The organism is Pseudomonas sp. GW821-FHT12A04 (assembly GCF_058807755.1).
Genome location: NZ_JBXAQZ010000001.1, coordinates 457,090 through 483,111, shown reverse-complemented (window position 1 = coordinate 483,111; position 26,022 = coordinate 457,090). Strand labels below are relative to the sequence as shown.

Here is a 26,022-nt window from a genome sequence, read left to right as displayed (position 1 = left end):
AATTATAAAAAGGCCCGCCGCGAGAAATCGTGGGCGGGCCTTTTTGTTTTCGTCATGAAAAAAGAGCGCGATAGCGCCGTTTCGGCCGTTCGGCACAGCGCGTATCAACCGGAAATAAGGAAAAGAACAAAATGTTGAACAAGCGAATCAGCCTGATCGCTCTGGGGATGTTGAGTGCGACACCGGTCATGGCGAACGACCAGGCCGAATCCAAGGGTTTTGTTGAAGACAGCAGCCTCAAAGTGCTGCTGCGCAATGCTTACATCAATCGTGACTACAAAGACGGCAACCCGGATAAATCCGAGTGGGGCCAGGCGGCCATCGGCACGTTCTCGTCCGGCTTCACCCAAGGCACCGTGGGCGTGGGTGTGGACGCTTTCGGGTTGTACGCACTGAACCTGGAGCGCAATGAAGACCGTAGCGGCGCGCAAGGTATCGATTTCTTCAAAAAGGGCGACAGCGGCCAGCCGGCTGACGATCTGTCCAAGGGCGGCGCGGCGATCAAGTTCCGTCTGTCCAGCACCACCCTGACCTACGGCGACCAGATGCCGGCCCTGCCGGTGCTGAACTACGACAATTCGCGCCTGCTGCCGGAAAGCTACACCGGCACTCTGATCACCTCCAAGGAGATCAAAGGCCTGCAACTGGACGCCGGCCGCTTCACCGCCGAATCGCGCAAAAGCGCCGAAGGCCGTGACAGCGGTGGCTTGAAGTCGATCAACGTCTTGGGCGGTAGCTACCAGTTCACCGAGCAATTCAAGGCCGCGCTCTACGCTTCCGACGTCGAAGACGTGCTGAAGAAGCAATACGTGAACGCCAACTACGTGTTCCCGATCGACAAGGACCAGTCCCTGACCCTGGACTTCAACGGCTACCGCACCAAGCTGGAAGACTCCTACGTCCGCGAAAACGGAATCACCGGCGACGACAACAAGATCTGGAGCCTGGCGGCCACCTTCATCACCGGCCCGCACTCGTTCACCCTCGCACACCAGCGCAGCACCGGCGACAGCAACCTGGGCTACGCCTACGGCGGTTACCAGAAAGATCAAGGCCGCATCGGCGACGGTGGCAACACCATCTACCTGGCGAACTCATACTGGTCCGACTTCAACGCCGAAGACGAACGCAGCTGGCAAGTGGGCTACGGCCTGGACTTCAGCACCTTCGGTGTACCGGGCCTGAGCTACAACGTGGCCTATGTGCGCGGTGACAACATCACCACCTCCACCAGCGAAGGCGGCACCGAGCGCGAGATCTTCAACCAGATCAAATACGTCGTCCAAAGCGGCCCGGCCAAAGACCTCAGCGTGAAACTGCGCAGCTCGGTCCTGCGTGTGTCGCAGAAGTCGAGCGAGTACAACGTCAGCGGCAACGAAGTGCGAGTGTTTGTGGATTACCCGATCAACATCTTCTGATGATGGGTTGTGGTCTCGAGGTCTGATGCAAGGCTGAGAAAAAAGAAGAAGCCCCGACTGGTTCGGGGCTTTTTGTGACTAATTGGAATTTTCCAAACGGCTCTTTCAATGGCAATGGCGATGCCCTTCAAGATTGTCGGAAGTCTCTGAGGGAAAAAGAGGATCCACCTGATTTCTCGTGACGATTCAACAGGCTGAAATAGCAGTTGTTACCGTGAGAGATCACCGAATGAAAGCTCCAGGGGTAAAGGAAGCTCCTGATCAGGAAAGCTGGAAGGATCTAGGTTTGCCGGATCTGCGAGACATATCAATACTCTTGGAAACCAAGGTGGTTCGAGAGCTACCAGGGGCCGTTGATGTCTGCTCCGCTCTAAGGCAGGTAGCGCTAGGTTTTGGATTGCATGAAGGGACTGACACGGTGCTGATCGAAACGCCATATTTACCCGTGACGGTTCGGCGTGAGCATCTACGTCACATAGTGGAAAAACGCCCTAACGCCCGAGAGCGTTTCACTGAATTTGCTGTAGATACGCTGAAGAATCCATTAGAAATCTGGCGGGTTTCCTACAGCGATGACTCCTATCGTCTCGCCTTCATTGGCGCATACCACACAAAGTACCAAATGTTGGTAGTAATCCATGTTGACCGTGGGTATGTACTTTGGAACTTCATGAACTGTGACAAAAAGGCGCTGAACAAGCACCGACACGGCGGGTTGGTTTATCAACGTTACCTATTATCCAAACAAAAAAAGCAGCCTGAGTAGGCTGCTTTTTTTGAGAAGCTTGCTTGATATTGTGCTCCCTCAAGCAAGGGAGAAGAGGTCTCACCCGAGCGCTGATTTTCAGGTCATCAACGGGGTTCCTAACGCCGACTATTGCCACCTGAAGGCAGTCGGTTTCGCGCTCTTGGGCAAATTCTCTGTCACAGATGATGTTTGTGTCAACCCGAGCGGTAGCCTTGTGGTGGTGTTGGTCAGATCGGCGAAGTCGCGCACATCGACATCTGACTTTTTTACGATGGGGACCATTACAAAATGGAGAAATTGATCGAAACAACAGGGGGTAATGATTCCTCGGCGGAAATGCGGATAGCTGGTGTGCGCAGTGAAACGGGCTTGCGCAATGCTTGATGCTCAAACCATTCGCAGGAATATCGACTCGGTTGACGAGGTGATCGAGGTTGCTGTGGGAGGTAACAGAAGGGGATATCGAACAAATCAGTTTCAGAAGGACTTGCTGGAGTTTGTTCGCGATATGAATGAGAGCCGCATCAGCTCTATCGCGCGGGGTAAGCCTTAACAAATGCATTCGCGATTCATCGCGAACGTGTCGTCCGCAGCGACATGTCCCGAAGACGTGTCGCAAAAAGTGGAAAATTGCGACACGTAAGTAATTGGATGACAGAAAAAACGGTATAGAGTCCTACAGTACTCATTACACCGCGTAACGAATGAAGTTCCCGCTCCCACCTTTATCCCTTCCAGCAAACTCCATAAATTGAGCTCCAACGCCTCTCCCATCATCCCGACGGGAAGGTCACTGGAGTTTCCCTCATGCCTTTCGTAACCGTACGCATCACCCGCGATGGCGTTACCACTGAGCAGAAAGCTCAGGTGATTGCCGAGATCACTGAAACACTGGAGCGCGTCCTCAATAAACGCCCTGACCTGACCCACATCGTGATCGAAGAAGTCGACACCGATAACTGGGGTTACGCCGGCATCACCACCACCCAGTACCGCAAGCAACTGGCCGAGGCGGAAGGGCAGTCATGACGTCCTCCGTCACCATCGATTTCATCTCCGATGTGGTGTGCCCCTGGTGCGCACTGGGGGCGACGGCGCTGGAGCAGGCGATCGAGAACGTGGCCGGGGAAATCCCGGTCGAGCTGACCTACAAGCCATTCGAATTGAACCCGGACATGCCAGCCGAAGGTGAGCAAGCGGTCGAGCACCTGATGCGCAAGTACGGGAGAACGGCCGACGACGTCGCCGCCGGCAAGGCCATGCAAATCGCTCGCGGCGAGGCCATTGGCTTCAAGTTCGATCTGGAGAAGCGCACGCACTTCTACAACACCTTCGATGCGCACCGATTGTTGCTGTGGGCGTTGCAGGAAGGGCGACAAGTCGAGCTGAAGAGGGTGCTGCTACGGGCCTATTTCAGCGAAGGCCAGAACCCGAGCGATCACTCGACGCTGGTGCGTCTGGTGACTGAAGCGGGGCTGGATGCGACAGGGGCGAGAGAGGTGCTGGCGTCCGACGCATTCGCCAGCGACGTGCGTGAGCTTGAAATGTATTACCGCCAGCACGGCATCAACTCGGTTCCGGCCATGGTGCTGAACGGTCGCCACCTGGTGTCCGGTTCGCAATCGGTCGAGTACTACGAACAGATGTTGAGACAAATGGTGAACGCCCCGGCCGAAGCCTGATTACAGATTTCTACCCCACTTTTAATTGTCAGAGGTCTTCATCATGAGCATTTCGAAAAAAGTCATCGTTATCACCGGCGCGTCCCAAGGTCTCGGCGACGGTATGGTCAAAGCTTTTCGTGAACTCGGTTACCGGATCGTCGCCACTTCGCGTTCGATCAAGCCGTCCACCGATCCGGACATTCTCACCGTGGCCGGTGACATCGGCGAGCCGGAAACCGCCCAGCGCGTCATCCGTGAAGCGATCTCCCGTTTCGGTCGCATCGATACCCTGGTCAACAACGCCGGGATCTTCATCGCCAAGCCGTTCACCGCGTATACCGCAGAGGACTACGCCAATGTGTTGTCGGTGAACGTCAATGGCTTCTTCTACATCACCCAACTCGCCATCGCCGAGATGGAAAAGCAGGGCAGCGGCCACGTCGTCAACATCACCACCAGCCTGGTGGACCACGCCATCGACGGCGTGCCATCGGTGTTGGCTTCACTGACCAAGGGCGGCCTCAACGCAGCAACCAAATCCCTGGCCATCGAATACGCCAAGCGCGGGATCCGGGTGAACGCGGTCAGCCCCGGCATCATCAAGACCCCCATGCATGGCGAAGAAACCCATGCCGCACTGGGCAATCTGCACCCGGTCGGGCACATGGGCGAGATCGATGATATTGCGCAAGCGGTCGTGTATCTGGACGGCGCCAAGTTCGTCACTGGCGAAATCCTGCACGTGGACGGTGGTCAGAGCGCGGGACACTGAAAGCGTTTTTTCAAACCCCTGAAACAACAAAGCCCTCGTATTGCTACGAGGGTTTTGTTTGGAATAACCCATTCTTTTTGGTAAGGATGGTCGAATTGAGAGCTCTCGGTTCCATAACCGTGAGTGGTGGGCGCAGCAGTTTCGGATGAAGGTCAGGGTGTGGAGCCTGGAAGCCAATACTTCGAAGGGCAGATTGAATCTGCTAGCGATCGCTTTTTTGTCGACGCTTTTGCCTATGCGGCCTTTTCATTCGTACGCCACACTCAATGAAGTAGCAAGGCAGCTAAATAGCCGCCCTCGAAAAACACTAAACTACGAAACACCCGCTGAACGATTTAGCCAATCTGTTGCGTCGACCGGTTGAATCCACAGCCAGAAGCGGCCAACCGCACCTGCTTTACCATGCCGTCGACCAGATTATTTTTCCTGTCCAAACCAGACTGTTGCGGCCAAATCCATCCGCACTGTATCTGCTCCTGCCTATTTACTACTGGTTAGCATTACTCCTCACTCACGGACTTATGCTCTATGCCGGATACCACTAACCTTTACCTGTTCATTGTTGCCGCCTTGCTGTTGTTGATCGTTCCTGGCCCTAACATGGCTATCGTCAGCAGCCATGCGGTTGCTCATGGATGGCGTGCCGGCCTCGCTGCAGCACTGGGAATAACCCTGGCCGATGTGCTGATGACCGTCATGGTTAGCGCAGGCCTCGGTGTGTTGGTGATGAGTTGGGCGCCGGCGTTTGACTTGCTGCGCTGGGCCGGGGCTTGTTATCTGATGTTGCTGGCGTGGCAGGCATTGAAGACTTCTACTTCGGATACTGAGTCTCAAGCCACACAGGCCTCGCTGAAGAAGATCTTTGTCCGAGCCACGCTCAACAGTTTGTTAAACCCCAAGGCGCTGTTGTTCTTCATGGTATTCCTACCGCAGTTCGTCACCGTAGGTACCAGTAGTGTCACCTCGCAATTAATGTTCTTGGGTTTGTTGCTTGCGCTGATCGCATTGATCTTCCATTCCCTGCTCGGATTTTGCGCCGGACAGCTGCATGTGCGCTTTCGCGAAGGCATGATCTCTAAACGCCTTGGTGCCTATAGCTTCGCTGCGGTGATGACAGCTCTGGCGGCACGGTTGCTTCTGCTTGATCGACCATTTTAAAGGAGCGAGACATATCGGCTCGGCACAATTTTTCCTTGCTGATACGTGCTATCGAACACCGTGACCGAGACGATATGTCTGCTTATTGGACTTACTTCAGGTTGCCGCTTAGAAACTGCTTCAGGCGCTCGCTTTTGGGGTTGCCTAATACGTCCTCGGGCGCACCCTGTTCTTCGACTCGTCCCTGGTGCAGGAACAGCACCTGGTTCGACACTTTGCGCGCAAAGCTCATTTCGTGGGTCACCATGATCATGGTGCGGCCTTCTTCGGCCAGGCCCTGGATCACCTTGAGCACTTCGCTCACCAGTTCCGGGTCCAGGGCCGAAGTCGGCTCGTCGAACAGCATGATCTCCGGTTCCATGCTCAGGGCACGGGCAATGGCGACCCGTTGCTGCTGACCGCCCGAGAGAAACGCCGGGTATTGATCGGCAACCCGTGCCGGTAAACCGACCTTGTCCAGGTAGCGCCGGGCGCGATCCTCTGCGTCCTTCTTGCTGACGCCCAGCACCCGGCGCGGGGCCATGGTGATGTTGTCGAGCACGGTCATGTGGCTCCACAGGTTGAAGTGCTGGAACACCATCGCCAGGCGCGTGCGGATGCGTTGCAGTTCATTGGCGTCGGCCACGCGCATGCCGTGGTGGTCATGGACCATTTTAATCGGCTGGTTGTCCAGGCTCATGGCGCCGTCGTTGGGCGTTTCCAGGAAGTTGATGCAACGCAGAAAGGTGCTCTTGCCCGAACCACTGGCGCCAATCAGGCTGATCACATCGCCGGTCCTGGCGTTTAGCGAAACGCCCTTGAGGACTTCATGGTTGCCGTAACTTTTGTGCAGGTTTTCAACGGTCAGTTTGTACATGAACAAGCATCCTGAATTAGTGAGCCGGGCCGAGGAAGGACAACCAACGGCGTTCAGCCAGGCGGAACAGGCCGACCAGGGAGAAAGTGACTGCCAGGTAGATCAACGCGGCGATGCCGAACGACTGGAAGGTCAGGAAGGTCGCCGAGTTGGCGTCCCGCGCGACTTTCAGAATGTCCGGGATGGTCGCGGTGAAGGCCACGGTGGTCGAGTGCAGCATCAGAATCACTTCGTTGCTGTAATAAGGCAGCGAGCGACGCAGGGCGGACGGCATGATCACGTAGGTGTACAGCTTCCAGCCGGTCAGGCCGTAGGCCTTGGCCGCTTCGACTTCACCATGGGCCATGCTGCGAATCGCCCCGGCGAAGATCTCCGTGGTGTAAGCGCAGGTGTTCAGGGCGAACGCCAGGATGGTGCAGTTCATCGCATCGCGAAAGAACGCATCCAGCACTGGCTGAGCTCGTACCGCGGCCAGGCTGTATATCCCCGTGTAGCAAATCAGCAATTGGATATACAGCGGTGTGCCACGGAACAGGTAGGTGTAGAACTGCACCGGCCAGCGCACCCAGACATTGGTCGAGACCCGGGCTATAGACAGCGGGATCGACATCACGAAGCCGAAGAAGATCGAGGCACTGAGCAGCCAGAGGGTCATGGCCAGCCCGGTGATGTGAGTGCCGTCCTGGAACAGGAACGGTTTCCAGTATTCCTGCAGTAGCTCGATCATCGCACGGCCTCCCGGGTGCCTGCGGCGTAGAAGATTTCCATCCGGCGCAAGACGTAGTTCGAAACGGTGGTGATCACCAGATAGATCAAGGCGGCCAGTATCAGGAAGAAGAACAGCTGATAGGAGCTCTTGCCCGCGTCCTGGGCCACCTTGACCAGATCTGCCAGGCCAATGATCGACACCAGCGCGGTGGCCTTGAGGATCACCATCCAGTTATTACCGATGCCCGGCAGGGCAAAACGCATCATTTGCGGGAACACCACCAGGCGAAAGCGCTGGGCGCGGGTCAGGCCGTAGGCAGTAGCCGCTTCCATCTGCCCTCGGGGTACGGCAAGGATGGCGCCACGGAAGGTTTCGGTGAAATACGCCCCGTAGATGAAGCCCAGGGTAATGACCCCGGCGCTAAAGGGGTTGATTTCGATATAGTCCCAGCCCAGTGCTTCGGTCAGGCTGGTCAGCCAGGTTTGCAGGCTGTAGAAGATCAACAGCATCAGCACCAGGTCCGGCACCCCGCGGATCAGCGTGGTGTAGGCCTGCGCAGGGACGCGCAGCAGTGCCGATTTCGAAAGCTTGGCGCTGGCGCCGATCAGGCCCAGGCCAACGCTCACCAGCAAGCACAGAAAGGATAATTTGACAGTCATCCAGGAACCTTGCAGCAACAGCGGGCCAAAGCCCTTGAGGCTGAAGCCTGACAGCCCCAGGATCATCAACAGGTTTTCGAACATTGGGCAGCCCTACGTCAATCCAGAAAGCGCCCATCCGGAAATGGGCGCAGGGTCATTATTGGCCGCTGTAGAGATTCAGATCGCCAAAGTGCTTCTGCTGGACGGCCGCATAGGTGCCATTGTCGTGCAGTGCCTTGATGCCTTTGTTCAGCAAGGCCTGGAGCTCGGCGTTGCCTTTGGTGAGGCCCACGGCGGTTTTGGCTGGCAACAGGGGGCTTTCGACCGGTTCGCTGATTTGGAAGTCGGCGCCTGGTGGCGACTTCAGGAAGCCCAGTTCGGCTTGCAGCATGTCCTGGATCGAGGCATCGAGGCGTCCGGAGATCAGGTCGGCGTACACCTGGTCCTGGTTGGCGTAGGCCTGCGTCTCTACCCCAGCCTTGTCCAGCACGGCCTTGGCGTAGGCTTCCTGGATGGTGCCTTGCTCGTAGCCGACTTTCTTGCCCTTGAGGGAGGCCGGATCGGTGCCGACGGCCGCGCCTTTCTTGAATACCAGCGCGGTCGGGCCAGAGAACAGCTCGCTCGAGAAATCGATGACTTTCTCACGTGCCGGCGTGACGGTCATGGAAGAAATCACGCCATCGAACTTGTTGGCCTTGAGGCCGGGAATCATGCCGTCGAAGTCGCTTTCAACCCACTTGCACTTGACCTTCAGCTCAGCGCAGATCGCGTTGCCCAGGTCGATATCGAAGCCCACCAGGCTGCCATCGGCGGCCTTGGATTCGAACGGCGCATAAGAGGGGTCAACGCCGAAGCGCAACTCCTTGTACTCCTTGGCCAGCGCGGAACCGGCAGCTACACACAAAGCCAACGCAGAAAGGGTCAGAAATTTTCTTTTCATTGTTTTTATTCCTAAGGACCAACATGAGCGCTTGTGACACATGAGTACTGTTATGGAGCTCGTATGACACTATGGAAGAAGTAACACTCGACAGGTCGCGCTCCTGGTGAACAAGAAGGCAGAGCCCGTGGGGGAAAGTAGTCTAGAAGCAAGCGAGTGCGACGATAAGACGAAAAGTGCGTTGATTTAACGAATTAATGGTCATTATGACGAGCAATACTGACTATGTGATGATTTGGCGTGCTGCCGCTGACCGAAAACTGCCCCAGGTGTTCAACTGTTCCCGTTCAACTTTTGAGCAGGGGCACACAGGGTGATTAGCATGAGGTAGCTTCCATTTTCGCGGACGCGAAAATCGCATCCTGGTACTGCCGAAGCCCTGACACTACGGAGCGACGTGCGGCTGATAATTCCGTCGACTCGCCCACCCATTTGCATTCCACCTGACCAGTTGGATGTGTCAGGTGCTTGAGGAGAGCTGGCAGCATCGATCAAGGGCCACATGGTCATCTCAATCAACGATCATCCGCAGATCCGGGAGGTGTTCTCGGGGCTTCGCCTGAAGGAAGTGCCATTCCGGCATATGGTGGGGAGCAAGGCGGTAAGCAGGCCAATGAGCTGATCTACTTCAACTGGTAACAATCGCACCCAACGAAAAAGCCGCCCTTGAGGCGGCTTTTTTGGCTCTGTACATGTGAAAATTTTGCCAATTTCAACTAAGTGGTGAAATTTGAGGCTACGAAGTCCAAAGTTCTAAGTGAACATCAATTTCGGTGAGAGTATTCGTTGAGTTTTATTAGCTTTAATTAAGAAAGCAACCAACGGATGTCACTGCAATAATGCCTAAGGCAATCAACGCAGTGCTCTTGATTTCGCTCTTTCCCAAAGGCTGCCCGCAAGACTTTGTCATATTTTTCTTCAGCAATTTGAGGGCGAGCAGCTGAGATTTTTTTGTTTATGTAATCGAAGCCGGCATAGTCGATGATGTCCATCATGCACGATTCTAAGCACACCACCTTGGTTCGAAGGAACTCAAAGGCATCAAGCTGATCATAGGCGCAGATTGCTCGCAGAGCTCTCTTGTCACCAGTCAACATGAAGTAATCAAACTTTTTATCGTGATTATCTTTGGCGTGGAGGAAGAGGGCCTGCTTGCCAACATCGATCTCAGGGATCTCTATTAAGTGATCGATTAAATCGAGTATTGGTGCTTCTTGTAGCACATTGCAATGCTCAAAAAATTCACTGATTCGTTCAAAGGCCTGAGGGCTGCCAACATAACGCTCTATGGACTTGCGAAAAGCGTGCGAAAAGGGACTGCGAAAAGGGGACGGATTTATTTTCGCGTGCGTGCGAAAAGGGGACGGATTTATTTTCGGATATTTAGGTTGGGGGGAATGGTGGAGGCGATACCTGCAGTTTCTGGCTTCCCTGTTCCAAGCACCATTGCTGCTGACGTTTCCAGTCATTTGGAAATCCCATGAGTCTCAAATAACCCGGTTCTTGCTGATCCATGATTTCGGCCAAGCGAAGCTTCCACTGGCTGTCTGGACTGATCAAGTCGGTTAGGTAGGCCAGCATCGTCAATACGATGTATAGCCGCTGCTTGGGTTGAGGCCGGTCGGCAGGTGCAGTTGGGATGACCCATTCTTTGGGTAAGGCTGGTCGAATCGAGAGCTCTCGGTTCCATAGCCGTGAGTGATGGGCGCAGCAGTTTCGAATGAAAGTCAGGGTGTGTAGCCAGGAGGCCAATACATCGAAGGGCAGATTGAATCTGGCGGCGATAGCTTTTTTATCGGCACTTCTGCCTATGGCATTGAAGAGGGTAGATACCGTCCCAAGGCTGAGTTCTTCCAGGACCGCCCAAGCGGGCGGCAGCTCAGGGTGGGCATAGGTCGCTCCGTAGTATCGGAAGTAGTTATCGCGCATGCGGTTTTCGATCCGCTGTTGCTGGAGCCCATCGGCCTGTCGGCCATTTTTGATGCGCTCAATATCACGTCTGAGTTTATTGCGCTCCTTGTTCAATTGCTCTCGCAGTGGACGCAACAGCTCGAGGTGTGGGTATGACGAGGAGAAGACTGACGCGTCAGCTATCCAGTCAGGCCCATACTTAGGGCACATGTGATTGCTGATAGTCGCTCGTACGGCGACTTCGACACGTTCGATGGCATCCATGGTTATGCGTCGCAACGAGCCATCGAAGCGGTAGATGTCGACGACTGCTTTCAGAGTGCTGCCGGGTTTGAAGGTGTGTTCAGGGTCTGGCTCCTGGAAGGGGCGCATGTAGGGACTCAGTCGAAACAGCGTGACCACTTCGAGAAAGCGCATGGCCCGATCGTCGTTGGCGACGTGCAGGCCTCGTTGCTTTAGCAGTTCCAATTGCTGTTCTACGCTGAGGGCCGGCTTGTCGAAGGGCCTCATTGTAGTTTTCTCCAGGCAAAAAAAACCCGCACGATTTGAGCTTGCTGACTGGGTCAACCTAGGCTTGGCGGGTGTGTTGGGGTGCATTATAGGTAGCTGGAGAAGGTCGTCAACGTCATCCCGAAGTGAAATTGTAACGGGTAGGTGTGCAGGTAGATTTTGGTGCAGGCTGTCGGTAAGGGGTAATGCGGTATTTACAGGGGGGGTAGCAGTTGGATTTCCGGATGCCAGAAACAACAAAGCCCTCGCATTTCTGCAAGGGCTTCGTTTTGTATGGTGCCGGCACCAGGAATCGAACCCGGGACCTACTGATTACAAGTCAGTTGCTCTACCATCTGAGCTATACCGGCGTGTCAGGGCGACGATTATAGCGATTGGTTGGCTTCTGTAAACCCCTGAATTTTGACTATTTTTGTTCGGGCTTCAGGTCAGGCTCGCAGCAGGGTTTTCTTGAGTTTCTGGATGGCTTGCCAGGTTCGACTGTTTTGCATCGCGCGCAGCTGTGCTTCGGCCTGTTCGGCGCGTTGCAGGGCGGCGGCGAGTTGGTGTTCGGTGTCGCCGACAGGGTGGCTGAAATTGTGGCCTTTGCAGAACTGGAACTCGTCCAGGTTGCACGGCGGGATGTCGAAGGCGGGTTTGAGGTTCAGGTGTTCTTCGGCGAGGTAGTAGGTGTTGATGCCGTCGAACAGGATGGAGTGGTAGCCGGCGTCGGTGACGAGGTTTTCCCAGGCCTGGTCGCGGGCCCAGGGGGTTTCGATAAGGATCACCCATGGCCGCCATTGGCTGAAGTCCATGCCGCGCAGGACGGTTTCTTCGTGGCCTTCGACATCGATTTTCAGGAAGTGAATGGCGCGGCCCTGGGCGTGTTCTTCGCAGATGGAGGCCAGGGTGCGGGACTTGATCGTTTGGCTGCGCACGTCCATGCCGGCGTCTCGGTGCAGTTTGGCCATGGCCGGGTCCAGGGTCGAAAGGCCGGTGCCGGCGATGCCGTAGAAGGTCAGTTCGTCAGCACTTTCCCCGGCCGCACACTGCAGGTTGGTGTCTTTGGGGCGTTGCTGGCTCAGGGCTTCGAAATAGTTGGGCATCGGTTCGACGTTGATGCCGGTCCAGCCGTTGTCGTAGAACGCCTTGGTGACGGAGTCATGGGTGGGATCGTTTGCCCCGACGTCGATGTAGAAGCCGTTCTCGACGGTTTTGAGGGCGCGCCACAGGCGTATGTCTTCGAAATTCTGTGCGTAGGAAATGAACGTCACTGGCGCATCCTGTCGGAGGAATGTTCTTGTTCGTGGCCGCGCTGCCGGCGCCCTTGCGTGTGTGTATATCAAGAGTAATGAAAGGGTGCAATTTCCCCTGTCTGCGATCCGGGATTAGGCATTTATGTCGTTTTGATTAAATGCTTATGCACAATGCCATTGGCAGCGCACTGGGTTTAGGTCGAAATTGTGGATCCGTTCTCGTTTGTTCGCAAATACCTGTTTTTTCGATTTTTTATGCGAGTGTATAAAAAATGAACAGTGTGGATTTAGCCCTGAAACAGGCGTGGATATTGGATCCACGATTATTTCATCAACAGAGTTATCCACAGGTCGGATGTATTTAAGCGCGTTCGGCCAGGAGCAGGAAATTACGCGGCGTGAGCGGAGTTTCGCAGAAGGTGCCGACGCGGACGCTGTAGCCCTGCTCGGTGAGGAAAAGTGCCCGGTCAAGGACCAGCCAAATCTCCAGTGGGCGTCGGAAAAGTCCGCGTAGTAGTTCAAGGTTGCGCACTTCGGCCAGTCGCTGCCAACCGGCGGCTTCGAGAGCTGGCCAATCTTGCGGGCCGATTGTGGATAACTCTTTGAGAGTGGCCAGATGATGACAGTAATCGGCGAAGGGTTTGTCCAGCCAGGCGCTGGGCAGGGAGGGGGTTGGCAGGTACTCGTCCATTCCGCGCAGTTGCCGTTGCAGCAAGTCGAAGCCCAGACGCCGGGCCATGGAGGTGTCGCGTTGACGTCGCACGCGGGCGCCGGCGGTAACGGTTTCGCTCATGGGCAACGCGAGGTCGTCGAGGGAAAGCTGTAAGCCGGAGCCTTGGGCGGTCGAGGAAATCGGCGAGTATTGGGCAAGACTGATCCGGTTGTAGCAACACGGCGCGATGGCGAGCTGTTTGCAGCCTGTGACGCTGGCGAGTTGAATCAGCCGCACATGTAAATCACCGCAGGCGTGAAGCGCGACGGGCGTGTGATACGTACCCAGTAAACAAGCTGCGTCTGCCGCGAGCACATCCTGTTCGATATGCAGCGCATGCAGGTGATGGCGCTGGCTGAGTGCCTGGCCGCTGGTTACCAGTGCCGGGTCGTATTCCAGGCACGTCAGTTGTTGCCCCGGTTGCAGCAGGCGGCGGCCCAGATGTCCCTTACCCGAACACCAGTCCATCCAATGCTGCGGTGCTTCGGAAAACTGCAACCGACTGGCGAAGGCTTCGATCTGTTGCCATTTGCGCCCCGGTACATCGACGTTCAACCGATGGCCCGCCGCTTCGAGTGTGCGAGCCGGCAACTCATCCACGGCACTCAAGGCAACGGACATTGTTGCCAGGGAAGCAAAGGGCTCCGGTGCATTCAGAAGGGCAGGTTGGTTGTGAGCGTTTTCCGCGTCTTCCAGCGACCGCTTGCGTAGCCATTCGGCCAGAGCAGGGTAGTACGTTTCCCAGGGAAGATGCCGATGAGTGAACGGTCGGGGTTTCCACAGTGCCTGATGCTCTGTCAGAAAAGCATCCAGCGCAGTGAAACGGGCGAGTAGGGCCTCGCCCGTCAACACGCCGCTATCAACGCCCTTGGCAGGCATCGACGCGCAACCAGCGCTCCAGCAGCTTGAAGCCACGCACCAGCACGTAAGCCATTACCAGATAGAACATGCCCGCGGCGAAGAAGATCTCCACCGGGAGGTAGGTCCGGGCAATGATGGTGCGGGCCATGCCGGTCAATTCCAGCAGGGTCACGGTGCTGGCCAGGGCGCTGGCCTTGAGCATCAGGATCACTTCGTTGCTGTAGGCCGGCAGGCCGATGCGCGCGGCGCGCGGCAGCATGATGTAGAACAGCGCTTTTGGTTTGGACATGCCCAGTGCCCGTGCCGCCTCGATCTCGCCCGGTGGAATCGCCTGGATGGCGCCCCGCAGGATTTCCGCAATGTAGGCCGCGGTGTGCAAGGTCATGGTCGCCGTGGCGCACCAGAACGGATCGCGCAGGTACGGCCACATCGAACTGTTACGGATCGCGTCGAACTGCGCCAAGCCGTAGTAGACCAGGAACAGCTGAACCAGCAACGGCGTGCCACGGAAAAAGAAAATGTAGCCGTAGGGAAATGCCCGCACCCACCACAGGCGCGACGAGCGGGCGATGCCCAGTGGAATGGCCAGCAGCAAACCGGCGATCACGGCGATGGCCACCAGTTCCAGGGTCAGGGTTGCGCCCTGGGCCAGTTTCGGCAGCCACTTGATGATGACTTCCCAGTTCATTGGGTGCTCCTCGCGAAGCCGCGAGCGGCACGTTTTTCCAGGAAGTGCATGCCGGTCATCGCCAGCACCGTCAGGCTCAGGTACATGAACGCGGCCACCATATAGAAGGTGAACGGTTGCTTGGAGACGGTCACGCCGATTTGCGCATGACGCATGATTTCTTCCAGGCCGATCACCGACACCAGCGCGGTGTCCTTCATCAGGATCATGAACAGGTTGCCCAGGCCGGGCAGGGCGATGCGCCACATCTGCGGCATGATCAGCTTGGTGAAGATGCGCCATTTCGACAGGCCCAGGGCCACGCCGGCTTCACGATGGCCTTTGGGGATGGCGAGGATCGCGCCGCGAAACACTTCCGTGGCGTAGGCGCCGAAGCACAGGCCCAACGCAATCACGCCAGCGGCGAAGGCGTTGAGTTCAAGGTCGGGGTTGCCGAAGAACTCGCCCAGGGCACGCATCAGGTTGACCGTGCCGAAGTAGATCAACAGCACCCAGAGCAATTCCGGGATACCGCGAACCAGAGTCGAATAAGTGCCGCCAAGCCATTGCAACGGCTTGTACGGGGAAGTCTTGGCCAAGGCGCCGAGCAGACCGAGTACCAGCCCCAGGCACAGGGCCGAGAGTGCCAGTTTCACAGTCATCAGCGCGCCAGCGGCGAGCGCCGGGCCGAATCCGTAGAGGTCGATAATCATGGATTTCTTTTCAAATCGCGGCAGGCAAGGCCGAGAACCGGCGCCATCAGGCGCCGGTCAGGCAGGTCAGTATCAATAGATGCTGAACGGGAAGTACTTGTCGTTGATCTTCTTGTAGGTGCCGTCAGCGACGATTTCTTTCAGCGCGGTGTTCAGCTTCTCGCGGATCGGGTCTTTCTTGCGCACGGCAATACCGATCTTGTCGCTCTCTTCCACTGGGTCACCCTTGAACTCGTAGCTACGGCCAGCGTCGCTTTTCAGCCATTCGTAGTTGACGTACTTGTCGGCCAGGATGCCGTCCAGGCGGCCGGAAGTCAGGTCGAGGTAGGCGTTTTCCTGGGTGTCGTAGAGCTTGATGGTGATGTCGTCACCATAGTTGTCTTCCAGGAAGGTGCCGGCCAGCGTCGCGCGCTGGGCGCCGATGATCTTGCCTTTGAGCGCGGCCTTGTCGGTTTTGAAGTCGATGTCTTTCTTGGCGATGAACTGCAGCTTGTTGGAGTAGTACGGGTCGGTGAAGTCCACCGCTTGCTTGCGCTCGTCGGTGATCGACATCGAGGAGATCAGGAAGTCGAACTTCTTGGCGTTCAGGGCCGGGATGATGCCGTCCCAGTCGGAGGTCACGACGGTGCACTCGACTTTCATCTTGGCGCACAGGGCGTCGCCGATCTCTTTGTCGAAGCCGACGACATTGCCACTGGCATCTTTATTGTTGAACGGCGGGTAAGCCGCTTCGATGCCCATCTTCAGGGTTTCGGCCATGGCACCGGCGCTGAACGCCAGGGTGACGGCGGCAGCCAGGAAGACCTTTTTGTAGTTCTGCATGTGGGTAGCTCCGTTAGCGGTTGCTGGACATGAATTGTTTGCAGCGCGCCGAAAGCGGGTTTTCGAACACCTGCTGTGGCGATCCTTGCTCTTCTACCAGGCCCTGGTGGAGGAACACCACTTCACTGGAGACCTGACGGGCGAAGCCCATTTCGTGGGTCACGAGCAGCATGGTGCGGCCTTCTTCGGCCAGTGCGCGGATGACATTAAGTACTTCCTGGACCATTTCCGGGTCAAGCGCCGAGGTGGGCTCGTCGAACAGGATGACCTTGGGCTGCATGGCCAGGGTGCGGGCGATGGCCGCGCGTTGTTGCTGGCCGCCGGACAACTGCGCCGGGTAGGCATGGCGCTTGTCGGCGATGCCGACCTTGGCCAGCAGGGCTTCGGCCACTTCGATGGCTTCGGCCTTGCTCTGGCCGAGCACGCGGCGCGGGGCTTCGATGATGTTGTCGAGCACACTCATGTGCGGCCACAGATTAAAGTTTTGAAATACAAAACCGATTTCGCTGCGCAGGCGATTGATCTGCTTGCCGTCGGCGGCCACCAGTTCACCGTTCTTCGCGGCCTTGAGCTTGAGTTCTTCGCCGGCGACCAGGATCTGGCCCTGATGCGGGTTCTCCAGCAGGTTGATGCACCGCAGGAACGTGGACTTGCCGGAGCCGGAGGAACCCAGGATCGAGATCACATCGCCGTCGCGGGCGGTCAGCGAGATGCCTTTGAGCACCTCCAGCGAACCGTAGCGTTTGTGCAAGTTGCGGATTTCAAGCGCGGGCGTGGCCTCAGCCATGTGCGTTCCTCATATATGTTGCGCTCCTGCTGTTGGCGGCCTTCCTGGCGAGGCGGCCAACCTAGCATAGCGTTTCAATGGCAGCCAACAGCGCTACGGACGGTAATCGGCTGGTGTGTGGCAGGTTGTCGCATCGACGCAGCAGACTGTCGCCCCATCAACAACCGAACAGCCGTTTGAACCTTGCCTGTCGATAAAAAGCGCGGTGGCTGCCGCAAAAAAAGGCGCGATGTTGCCAGCTTTGACAGGGTGTTGGAAGCGCTATCCGGCCAAATGCACCGCTTGTGCACTTTTAATGTGCGCGGAGCCCTTTTCAGGTGTGTTTCCGGTGCGCTGATGTATCCGCAAAAGTGGGTCGCAGGGTAACGCTTTGGCAAAGTGCCATTAAATTCAAAGGGTTGCGATGACCGTCCGGTCGAGGCGAGATCGCCGGGCTAGAGGGTTTTGAAATATTTTGGCGCAATTATTGCGTGCAGAATCCAGAACGCCCTGTTGGCTTCTTTTTACGAGAAGGTCCGCCGAACGGGATGCACGCATTCGCTTCTCCTTACAAAGGTAGTTTTAATGAGCAGTACCCAAAGCTCTAATGGCCTCGAACAGGGGCTCAAACCGCGCCACGTGACCATGCTGTCGATTGCCGGGGTTATCGGCGCCGGCTTGTTCGTTGGCTCGGGTCACGCCATCGCCGCTGCAGGTCCGGCTGTTCTGTTGGCTTACGCCGCCGCCGGCATGTTGGTGGTGCTGGTGATGCGCATGCTCGGCGAAATGGCCGTAGCCTCGCCGGACACCGGTTCGTTTTCGACTTACGCCGACCGCGCGATCGGTCACTGGGCCGGCTTCACCATCGGCTGGTTGTACTGGTGGTTCTGGGTTCTGGTGATCCCGTTGGAAGCCAACGCTGCCGCGACCATCTTGCATGCCTGGTTCCCTGGTGTGGACATCTGGGCCTTCGCCCTGGTCATCACGATGCTGTTGACCGTGACCAACCTGTTCAGCGTGAAGAACTACGGTGAATTCGAGTTCTGGTTTGCCCTGATCAAAGTGTTGGCCATCATCGGTTTCATTGTTCTGGGCCTCATGGCGATCTTCGGCTTCCTGCCGGGCAGCCAGGTCAGCGGCGTTTCCCATCTGTTCGACACCCAGGGTTTCCTGCCAAACGGCATGGGCGCGGTGTTGGGTGCCATCCTGACCACCATGTTCTCCTTCATGGGCACCGAGATCGTGACCATCGCGGCCGCGGAATCGAAGAACCCTGGCAAGCAAATCTCCAAGGCCACCAACTCGGTTATCTGGCGGATCGGCTTGTTCTACCTCGTGTCGATCTTCATCGTCGTGGCTCTGGTGCCTTGGAACGACCCGGTACTGGCAAGCCTGGGCTCCTACCAGACTGTACTTGAGCGCATGGGCATCCCTAACGCCAAGATGATCGTCGACATCGTGGTGTTGGTCGCTGTGACCAGCTGCCTGAACTCGGCGCTCTACACCTCGTCGCGGATGTTGTTCTCCCTGGGCAAGCGCGGCGATGCGCCGGCCATGTCCACCCGCACCAACAAAAGTGGCACGCCATACTGGGCGGTGATGCTGTCCACTGGTGCCGCGTTCCTGGCAACATTCGCCAACTACGTAGCTCCGGCTGCGGTGTTCGAATTCCTGCTGGCCAGCTCCGGCGCCATCGCATTGCTGGTGTACCTGGTGATTGCGATTTCGCAACTGCGCATGCGCAAGCAGCGTATAGCGCGCGGGGAGAAAATTGCCTTCAGCATGTGGCTGTTCCCGGGCCTGACCTACGCGGTGATCGTCTTCATCGTCGCGGCCCTGACCATCATGCTGTTCCAGGAAGCCCATCGTGTGGAAATTCTCGCGACCGGCTTGCTCAGTGCTCTGGTGGTAGCGGCCGGCTTGCTGGTGGCTCGCCGTCGCAAACTGGAAAAGCGTGGCGCGGTAGTGCTGAACTGATCCATACCGCGTATCGCAAAACGGCCGCTGTCAGTGATGACAAGCGGCCGTTTTTGTTTGAGTCGTAACCCTTACTCGGCTTTTTCTTCCGGCGCTTCCAGCGACTCACGGTAGACATCCAGTGCGTCACCGAAGTCAGCAATGAACTGCGGTTCGCTCAGCCACGCCTGGGCGGTCTCGCGGTCCATGCCGTCGGCCCACATGCGGTAGTCGATCAGCATGTCGGCGGCCAGGTGGGTGGCGGCCATGCCTTCGTCGTCGGCGTTTTCCATGTCCAGCAGTTCTGGATGGTCGATGATGATAAAGGCCAGGTTCGTCAGCAGCACCGAGAGCATTTCGCTGCGGCTGACGGCTTCCGCGTCGCGCATTTTGCTGAACATCGCCAGGGTGTATTCCGGGATCGGCTCGGCGAGGTGGCCAAGATCATCGTCCAGCGCTGCGGGTTTGCGGCCGTGGATATTGATCTGCTTGGCTTTGGCTTTTGCGCGCTTGGCGCGTTTCTGTTGCTTGTTCAGGGAGGCCATGGGAACTCAGTTCGGTTTCTGTTGGGTTTGCGCGGCAATGGCGTCGGACGCCGCCACGTAGTCGGCCTGGAAGGCCGGTGATTCGATCCACGCCAGGGCGCCGGCTTCGTCGGTTTCGGTCGACCATTGGCGATATTCGATCAGCGCGGCAAGGATGAAGTCCATCGCGCCTTCCTCGCCTTCCTGCTCGTACACCAGCTCCAGCAACGGGTCTTCGAGGAAGGCCGTGCACAGGGCTTGCTGGCTGATCTTTTCGGCGTCGATCATTTTCTTGAACAGTTCGGTCAGGTCCACCGATTCGAAGTCGATGCGATCGTCGTTCGGGTCCAGTTCCACCGGCGCGGCAGCTCGCTGGGTGCGGTTCTGCTTGGCCTTGACCTTGGCGCGGGAGGCGCGTTTTTGCTGCTTGTTGGCGGAGGCCATGGGTGTCGTTCCGTAATTCGTTGAAAGGGGCGGGTGGCTCAGCTGCGTGGCACCGTTCGCCCGGGTGTGCCGGGGACCAGTTCGCCGTTTTGCAACCAGGCCAATGCAATGGGCCATAGTGTGGCTTGGTATGCGCTGCGAAAAAAGGCGAAATGTCCGACTTCTTCTTCGCCGATGTCTTCAGGATGGATACGCAGGTGAGAGTTTGTGCTGCCGGTGAAGTAGCCGAGCAGGCGTTCGATGGCCGGGACCGTGCCGTAGGGATCGTCGCTGATGCTGATGGCCAGGGTTTGCGCGGTGACGTCGGCAAAGGGCAGCTGCCCGGCGGTTTTGCTGATTGTGCGGCCGCTGGAGCGTTTCTCGTAACGGGCAGTGGAGAGGCTCCAGTCACGGACCACGCCGGCGGGTGTGTCTTCCAGCCAGCCGAGCCGTTTGCCCGGAAAGTAGCCGCACAGCATCGTCACCAGCGGCATCACCACATGCCACTTGCCGAACATCCGCCAGCGATGAGCGGGCGCATAGTCGCGCCAGTAGGCGAATTGCGCACCGACCGTCACCAGGCGCCGGATCAGGTGCCCGGACGCCCCCAGACCCGCTGCACAGCCGCCAAAGCTGTGGCCGACCACATCGATAGGCTGTTGGTGGAACTCACGCTGTGCGCGCTTGAGCATCGCCTCGAAATCCAGCGTTCCCCAATCGGTCCACGAGGCTTGAAGACCCTTGAGCGATGCCGGCCGCGACTCGCCGATGCCGCGGTAGTCATAGGTGATGACATCGAAGCCGTGGACGAACAGGTAGTCGGCGAAGCGCGAGTAGTGGCGACAACGGACCGAGGTGGCGGCATTGATGATCACGACCGGACGAGCGGCGTCCCGAGAAGGGTGTCGCCAGGTGAAGCCACCGAGGACAAAGCCGTCTGCAGCGGTTTCCTTGAACGGTTCACCGGACGCAACGCGTTGCAATGGCAACTCGATTTGAGTTGGGACGAGTGAAGGCGTTTCCTGCAAATTCATCGGCGTCGGACCTTTGCGGGTAGCTGCCAACAATAGTCTTGATGTCGTTGATGAACAATCCATTGGCCTCAACGCAGTGGTTGGTCGAGCCGTCGTTCTTCAAGTGCCATCCGCTCCCGATCCAGTGCATTACGGAGTTCCTCTTCGCTCGGCAGGACAAGCTTGTACTTGCTGGCGAGCAGTTGCTCGTTTCCTTCCTGCACTGAGTAATGCACCACGGATTCATCCTTTTGCGCACAGAGAATGATGCCGACGGTGGGGCTGTCCTGCGCGCTGCGTTTCAGGTCGTCGTACATACTCACGTACATGTCCATCTGCCCCAGGTCCTGATGGGTCAGTTCACCGCGCTTGATATCGAAGATGACGAAGCACTTGAGCAGGTAGTTGTAGAACACCAGGTCGATGTAGAAGTCTTTGCTGTCGGTGCTGATGCGTTGTTGGCGGGCAATGAATGCGAAACCCTTGCCCAGTTCCAGCAAGAAGCCCTGCAATTGTTCGATCAGCGCTTGTTCGATCTCGCTTTCCTGAAGCTTGCCGGCATTGGGTAAACCAAGAAACTCCAGTACCACCGGATCACGGATGAAATCCCGAGGGCTGGCCTTCATGTTTTGAATGTGGGTGGCGGCCTCTTGCTTGACGCTGCCGCGATCGCGGCTCGCCAGCAGGCGTTCGTAATACAACGTATTGATCTGGCGCTCCAGCGCTCGGCTTGACCAGTTTTGGGTGGCTGATTCGTTCATGTACCAAAGACGAGCGCTGTCGTTGTCGACCCGAAGCAGGTGGCGGTAGTGGGTCCAGCTCAATTCGTGACGCAGTGCGTCACGAATTGGAAAGGCTTGATAGAACAGACGCATGTACCGAAGGTTGGAAGCGTCAAATCCCTTTCCGAACTCCGCAGTTAGCGTTTTGGCCAAGGTCGACGGTAACTCTTTGCCATACCTGACCCGTCGCGCGCCGTTCTGTTCGAACTCAACGATGTGCCGGCCAATCTGCCAACAGGTTTGCACTTGCACGGTGTCGGCCGCCCGAAGCACTTTCTGGCGTGCCTGAAGGATCAATTTGCCAAGGTTGCCAAGCAGTGATGCGAGATAGGGGTCGTGAGTGTCGTTGGGGGTGGGGGCCGTCATGAGGTCTTCCGCAGCAGGTTGAACAGCGAAAGAGAATGACAAGAGAGCCCCTTCGAAGATGCCGGGAGTTGCTGAGAAACAGGCAGGAAATACCGGGCTCTTCGGCAGGACGGGTCTAAATCCGGGCGAGGGCTGAGGAACAAATGGCGTAGTACGTTTCGTACTCAGGCCAAATCAATCTAAAACCCCTCCCTGCGACTGGAAATCCAAAGGATGTAACGATTGGGTTCCGCAGAACCCGGGAGTCGTCATCATGAAATACCTCCATACACTCCTGTTGCCCCTCACCGCTGCAGGCATGCTGATGTTTCCAGCGATGACACCTGCCGCCAGCCTTGAGCCCATCGATAGCCAGGGGGTGCAGGTGCAAAGCCAGGAGCAAAACGGCATCACCTACCTGTCCGGCGGTATCGGCGAGGATGAGTCCAAGGCCATCCAGCAGACCACTGGCTACAACCTGCACATGACGTTCTCTGTCGGGACGAGAAATGAATACACTTCTGACGTGAATGTAGTTATTCAGAAAGCCCCGGGGCAGACCGTACTGACGCTCAATGACGCCGGTCCGCTGGTTTACGTGAAACTGCCTGCCGGTAAATATACGGTCATTGCGACGCGTAACGGCGAAACACGGCAGGACGTTGCCGATGTTGGCAATGGTGCAGCCCGTAACCTGGTTTTCCACTGGAATGATGCGAGTTAACGAGAGGCTCTGAACCCTGAGTCCTGCGACTCAGGGTTTATCGTGATTAACACCTGCATACGCTTGGATGAGTGCAACGCGTAAAGGGTTGGTTTCTACGCTCAGCAGCTTGATGGCCAAAGCGCAGCAGACCACGATCAACATGGGTTTGATCAACCGTGGTCCGACCCGGACAGCGGCCCGTGCACCCAATTGAGCGCCGATGAAGGCCGCCAAAGCCATGGCTATGGCGATCGGCCAGATAATCACACCTTTAGTGATAAAGACCGACAGAGAGCCGAGATTACATGAGGCGTTGGCAAGCTTGGTAAAGCTCATGGCCCGCATCATGCCCAAGCCGCAGAGCAGTACAAATCCGACAATAAAGAAAGAGCCCACACCGGGGCCAAATATACCGTCGTAAAAACCCAGGATCGGCGCAACGCTAAACGAAAAAAACAGAACACTGATTCTCTTGCGTCGATCTTCATTGGCCAGCTTTGGAGAGAGCGCAAAATAGATGGCTACCAGAATCAGCATGATAGGCACGCAAACTTCCAGATAGCGCTTATCAATAGTGCTGACCAGCAAGGCACCACTGGCGCCGCCAACAAATCCGCAGATAACCAGGAAACGGCCTTCGCGCCACTCGATCATTCCTTTGCGAGCAAAGGTTACCGTTGCTGAAACTGTTGCCGAAGCGGCCTGGAACTTGTTCGTGGCAATTGCACTGATCGGATCTACACCTGCCAGGAACAATGCAGGCAAGGTGATCAAACCGCCACCACCGGCAATCGCATCAAAAAAACCGGCGAAAAAAGCGACGAGCGCCAACATGCCAATTACATCCCAAGACATTGCATTCTCTCTTTATGGTTATTGGCCGGTAATCACATGACTGGTCGTTCAACAGCTGGTGATATAAAAAATCAGCCCTGCAGCACTAGCGGGTCTTCGGAAACAACGATGGGGCAAGAAAATTTTGAAAGTCCGAAAATACGAACCAAGACCCGTCTGTTGTCTTTGATGACATCGCGACAGTGCAGAGCCCGGATGTTATTGATGACCATGGCCGATTCCTGGTTCAGCGTGTACTCGACCGGAGTTGCTTCACCCACACCTTGGCAAAGGGCAGTGTAAGCCGCTTTCACAAAGGTCGAGGCGTTGTCATTGACCGAAAAACGATACGTGTTAAAGCGGGCTGCGAACCCTGCCTTGTCGTCGAACTCCAGAATCGAAACGTTGCGGCCATCTTCCCCTTTGCCACTGACAAAGGAGTCACTACGAGTGAACTGGAAGTTACCCGTGGTCAGTGCGAGGCAGTTGGTGACGCCAATTTTTTCGAGTATGGGAGGTAGTGGAATGACTCGCGTAGGCTCAATGCTCGGGTTCCACAAGGCGGATAGTATGAGCGACGATGGAGAGGGCGAGTGCCCGTCTTTCGCGTTCACGGCGCACCAGTAAGGCGCCTCTGTATGCGGGCCAAGCGCGAGGCCGGAATGGGAACTCAGTTCCTTGATGTCCGGCTCGGCAGGGATTCTGGTCAGCCCGCCGCCCTTGAAGTTGGCCACCAGTCGAACCAGTTTTCCTTCATTGTCCATGTCGTAGGCAAAGGCACTGTTACCCACCAGTTTCAACAAGATCTGATTACGGGCGGCCAGGCAAAGGACGTCGTATCGGTTTTCCAGGGATGTCTGGTCTGGTAGTACATCTGGAGGGATGGCGTCTGAGATTTTTTGCAGCCCTTCAAAGATCAACACGCAAACAAGGCCTTCGGAATAGGCATCCAGCAGTTCGCATTGGTCTTTCGAAAACAGGAACGTTAATTCGGTGGCTGCCAGAGAGGCTTTGGACCTGGCTCCTGGTGCTTGAGGCCCGCCGATGGCGGTCAGCTCTTTGGCCAACTTGTGCAGCAATGCTGACTGGTGGATATCAAAGCTGAAAGTCCTGATTTCTTGTTCAGTAAAAAACTCAGCAGTTTCGACGTCTGGTTGAATCACCTCAGTCATTGTCTATATCCCTGTTGTGTATCTGCTCCCGGTTATGCGGCAGCTCCTCCCCCGATTCTGCTCAATTTCATTTTCAGCGTATGTCATCCATTTCCGTTAGAGCATACGGAGTGTTCCGACAGACCCGAGAGACTGCCAGGAAGGACCGATAACCAATGTCTGAAGCTTTCGGGACTTAGTCCCGGCAACCATTACGGGTACTGGCTGGCGTGGTAACAGGAGGTGGGAATTGTTGTTTCGAGGGTGACGAGATCGGTGCTTCATCAAATCCAAGGCATAAAAAAACCCTGAATCTTGCGATTCAGGGTTTTCGGTATTTGGTGCCCAGAGACGGAATCGAACCATAGGCTACAAGCTGCGTATTTACTGGTTTGTATGGTTGTCGTCGCTTGCTGATGCCCCCCAAAATGCCCCCGAAATGAAAAGTGCCCCCTTCCTCGGTCGAGTCTCTGCTGACCTTTGCCAGTAGTTTCAAACACGCGTACGCGCGCACTCAATATTTTTCCGGGTTGGCGATTAAGCAAGGTCCTCCCTTTCGTTCGAGGACTGTGCGATCTGATCTTCATCCTAGCCCCTCAAGTTTTGCAGTCGTCATTGGGGGGCGCTGACGCCGCTCTGGACGCATTGACGGGGCCGCTTCGCGCGCATGCATGATGGATTCCCAATGCACCAGATCGGCTGCTCTGAGGATAGGCACGACTGGCGGCTTGATATGGTTTGCGGCAGAGCGTTTGCGTTTCAAGGTTTTTTTTCGGTTAGCCCTGAAGAAAAAATCGGAGCGGTCTTTGGCGTGAATCCCCCCTTTCTTCGGGGCCAGAGAGTGACGAGACAGCCTCTGGCCGCCGACTTGCGCCTATGTCCTGCTTTTTCTATTTTCCCAAAAATTCTACGGATTTATGCGAGAGAGTTTTCAGGAGCGGTCTTTGAGGCGAAGGCTCCAGACTTTTAACCTGCCCCCCTCCCTAATGGCTTTATCGAGCAGCACCAACTGTCCAGGTTACATTGCCTGCGGATCAACGACCAATCCGCCACGCCCTGCCGTATGAGGCCCTGCGCCGGACCTCGAATTACCTGCATAGGGGCGATTTCCATCCGTGGTCAGCGTCTGCTTTGGTGATTGGCCGAGAACGACCCAGGCTGTGTGAAAACGTTTTAGAGCAAATT

Annotated in this window: 26 protein-coding genes and 1 tRNA gene; 8 read left to right on the top strand and 19 right to left on the bottom strand. The window is 56.6% G+C overall.

The window, feature by feature from the left end; all coding sequences use genetic code 11:
* The first annotated feature begins 131 nt into the window (after positions 1-131).
* The 6 genes from AC1RS8_RS02060 to AC1RS8_RS02035 all read left to right on the top strand — a co-directional run bounded on the left by AC1RS8_RS02060 (position 132) and on the right by AC1RS8_RS02035 (position 5,760).
* Positions 132-1,418, top strand: a complete 1,287-nt coding sequence (locus AC1RS8_RS02060; RefSeq protein ID WP_407515108.1) for an OprD family porin — start codon at positions 132-134, stop codon at positions 1,416-1,418.
* A gap of 178 nt (positions 1,419-1,596) precedes the next feature.
* Positions 1,597-2,184, top strand: coding sequence for a PBECR2 nuclease fold domain-containing protein (locus AC1RS8_RS02055; protein ID WP_223473864.1), 588 nt, complete (start codon positions 1,597-1,599; stop codon positions 2,182-2,184).
* Between the two features lie 789 nt (positions 2,185-2,973).
* Positions 2,974-3,195 carry a tautomerase family protein gene (locus AC1RS8_RS02050; RefSeq protein ID WP_008046542.1) on the top strand — a complete coding sequence of 74 codons (222 nt, stop codon included), beginning with the start codon at positions 2,974-2,976 and terminating at the stop codon, positions 3,193-3,195.
* On the top strand, positions 3,192-3,848 hold the full coding sequence (locus AC1RS8_RS02045) for a DsbA family oxidoreductase (RefSeq protein WP_489339576.1): 657 nt from the start codon (positions 3,192-3,194) through the stop codon (positions 3,846-3,848). Before AC1RS8_RS02050 ends, AC1RS8_RS02045 begins: the two co-directional genes overlap by 4 nt.
* Positions 3,849-3,891: 43 nt before the next feature.
* The gene (locus AC1RS8_RS02040; protein ID WP_057712436.1) at positions 3,892-4,602 is read left to right on the top strand and encodes an SDR family NAD(P)-dependent oxidoreductase; all 711 of its coding nucleotides are present in this window, start codon (positions 3,892-3,894) and stop codon (positions 4,600-4,602) included.
* 528 nt (positions 4,603-5,130) lie between these two features.
* Positions 5,131-5,760, top strand: coding sequence for a LysE family translocator (locus AC1RS8_RS02035; protein WP_057712435.1), 630 nt, complete (start codon positions 5,131-5,133; stop codon positions 5,758-5,760).
* Between the two features lie 91 nt (positions 5,761-5,851).
* Here the strand turns inward: AC1RS8_RS02035 and AC1RS8_RS02030 are convergent, their stop codons facing one another.
* From AC1RS8_RS02030 to AC1RS8_RS01970, 13 genes are all read right to left on the bottom strand, one after another.
* Entirely contained in the window at positions 5,852-6,616 is a 765-nt protein-coding gene (locus AC1RS8_RS02030) for an ABC transporter ATP-binding protein (protein ID WP_489339577.1), read from the bottom strand.
* A gap of 16 nt (positions 6,617-6,632) precedes the next feature.
* Positions 6,633-7,343 (bottom strand): ABC transporter permease, encoded by a 711-nt coding sequence (locus AC1RS8_RS02025; protein WP_057712433.1) that lies wholly within the window; start codon positions 7,341-7,343, stop codon positions 6,633-6,635.
* Entirely contained in the window at positions 7,340-8,068 is a 729-nt protein-coding gene (locus AC1RS8_RS02020) for an ABC transporter permease (RefSeq protein ID WP_057712432.1), read from the bottom strand. The genes AC1RS8_RS02025 and AC1RS8_RS02020 overlap by 4 nt, the downstream gene beginning before the upstream one ends.
* Positions 8,069-8,123: 55 nt before the next feature.
* Positions 8,124-8,906 carry a transporter substrate-binding domain-containing protein gene (locus AC1RS8_RS02015; protein ID WP_154861232.1) on the bottom strand — a complete coding sequence of 261 codons (783 nt, stop codon included), beginning with the start codon at positions 8,904-8,906 and terminating at the stop codon, positions 8,124-8,126.
* Between the two features lie 806 nt (positions 8,907-9,712).
* Positions 9,713-10,129, bottom strand: a complete 417-nt coding sequence (locus AC1RS8_RS02010) for a hypothetical protein (protein ID WP_057712430.1) — start codon at positions 10,127-10,129, stop codon at positions 9,713-9,715.
* Between the two features lie 160 nt (positions 10,130-10,289).
* Positions 10,290-11,327: an Abi family protein gene (locus tag AC1RS8_RS02005; RefSeq protein WP_057712429.1), complete on the bottom strand. Its 1,038-nt coding sequence runs from the start codon at positions 11,325-11,327 to the stop codon at positions 10,290-10,292.
* A 274-nt stretch (positions 11,328-11,601) separates the two neighbouring features.
* Positions 11,602-11,677, bottom strand: a tRNA-Thr gene (locus AC1RS8_RS02000).
* Positions 11,678-11,755: 78 nt separating this feature from the next.
* Positions 11,756-12,580: an FkbM family methyltransferase gene (locus tag AC1RS8_RS01995; RefSeq protein WP_057712428.1), complete on the bottom strand. Its 825-nt coding sequence runs from the start codon at positions 12,578-12,580 to the stop codon at positions 11,756-11,758.
* Positions 12,581-12,923: 343 nt separating this feature from the next.
* Positions 12,924-14,153, bottom strand: coding sequence for a methyltransferase (locus tag AC1RS8_RS01990; protein WP_489339582.1), 1,230 nt, complete (start codon positions 14,151-14,153; stop codon positions 12,924-12,926).
* Positions 14,134-14,823 carry an ABC transporter permease gene (locus tag AC1RS8_RS01985; protein ID WP_057712426.1) on the bottom strand — a complete coding sequence of 230 codons (690 nt, stop codon included), beginning with the start codon at positions 14,821-14,823 and terminating at the stop codon, positions 14,134-14,136. Before AC1RS8_RS01985 ends, AC1RS8_RS01990 begins: the two co-directional genes overlap by 20 nt.
* On the bottom strand, positions 14,820-15,515 hold the full coding sequence (locus tag AC1RS8_RS01980) for an ABC transporter permease (protein ID WP_057712425.1): 696 nt from the start codon (positions 15,513-15,515) through the stop codon (positions 14,820-14,822). Before AC1RS8_RS01980 ends, AC1RS8_RS01985 begins: the two co-directional genes overlap by 4 nt.
* Positions 15,516-15,587: 72 nt before the next feature.
* Positions 15,588-16,337, bottom strand: coding sequence for an ABC transporter substrate-binding protein (locus AC1RS8_RS01975; protein ID WP_015093061.1), 750 nt, complete (start codon positions 16,335-16,337; stop codon positions 15,588-15,590).
* A gap of 13 nt (positions 16,338-16,350) precedes the next feature.
* Complete coding sequence (locus AC1RS8_RS01970) at positions 16,351-17,124, bottom strand: ABC transporter ATP-binding protein (protein WP_007972784.1); 774 nt, start codon at positions 17,122-17,124, stop codon at positions 16,351-16,353.
* Positions 17,125-17,688: 564 nt separating this feature from the next.
* Between AC1RS8_RS01970 and gabP the strand changes: the two genes are divergently transcribed.
* The gene (gabP, locus tag AC1RS8_RS01965) at positions 17,689-19,080 is read left to right on the top strand and encodes a GABA permease (protein ID WP_057712424.1); all 1,392 of its coding nucleotides are present in this window, start codon (positions 17,689-17,691) and stop codon (positions 19,078-19,080) included.
* 71 nt (positions 19,081-19,151) lie between these two features.
* Here gabP and AC1RS8_RS01960 read toward each other — a convergent pair whose 3' ends face one another.
* The 4 genes from AC1RS8_RS01960 to AC1RS8_RS01945 all read right to left on the bottom strand — a co-directional run bounded on the left by AC1RS8_RS01960 (position 19,152) and on the right by AC1RS8_RS01945 (position 22,167).
* The gene (locus tag AC1RS8_RS01960) at positions 19,152-19,604 is read right to left on the bottom strand and encodes a hypothetical protein (protein WP_057712423.1); all 453 of its coding nucleotides are present in this window, start codon (positions 19,602-19,604) and stop codon (positions 19,152-19,154) included.
* A 6-nt stretch (positions 19,605-19,610) separates the two neighbouring features.
* Positions 19,611-20,027, bottom strand: coding sequence for a hypothetical protein (locus tag AC1RS8_RS01955; protein ID WP_489339583.1), 417 nt, complete (start codon positions 20,025-20,027; stop codon positions 19,611-19,613).
* Between the two features lie 38 nt (positions 20,028-20,065).
* Entirely contained in the window at positions 20,066-21,040 is a 975-nt protein-coding gene (locus AC1RS8_RS01950; protein WP_090452585.1) for an alpha/beta hydrolase family protein, read from the bottom strand.
* A 68-nt stretch (positions 21,041-21,108) separates the two neighbouring features.
* Positions 21,109-22,167 (bottom strand): PDDEXK nuclease domain-containing protein, encoded by a 1,059-nt coding sequence (locus AC1RS8_RS01945; RefSeq protein ID WP_489339584.1) that lies wholly within the window; start codon positions 22,165-22,167, stop codon positions 21,109-21,111.
* 253 nt (positions 22,168-22,420) lie between these two features.
* Here AC1RS8_RS01945 and AC1RS8_RS01940 point away from each other — a divergent pair, with 253 nt between their 5' ends.
* A complete protein-coding gene (locus AC1RS8_RS01940) occupies positions 22,421-22,870 on the top strand; it encodes a carboxypeptidase regulatory-like domain-containing protein (RefSeq protein ID WP_489339585.1) in 450 nt (149 codons plus the stop codon).
* Positions 22,871-22,900: 30 nt separating this feature from the next.
* Here the strand turns inward: AC1RS8_RS01940 and AC1RS8_RS01935 are convergent, their stop codons facing one another.
* Complete coding sequence (locus AC1RS8_RS01935; RefSeq protein ID WP_057712418.1) at positions 22,901-23,707, bottom strand: TSUP family transporter; 807 nt, start codon at positions 23,705-23,707, stop codon at positions 22,901-22,903.
* Between the two features lie 71 nt (positions 23,708-23,778).
* Positions 23,779-24,858, bottom strand: coding sequence for a hypothetical protein (locus AC1RS8_RS01930; RefSeq protein ID WP_493162256.1), 1,080 nt, complete (start codon positions 24,856-24,858; stop codon positions 23,779-23,781).
* Positions 24,859-26,022: the final 1,164 nt, after the last annotated feature.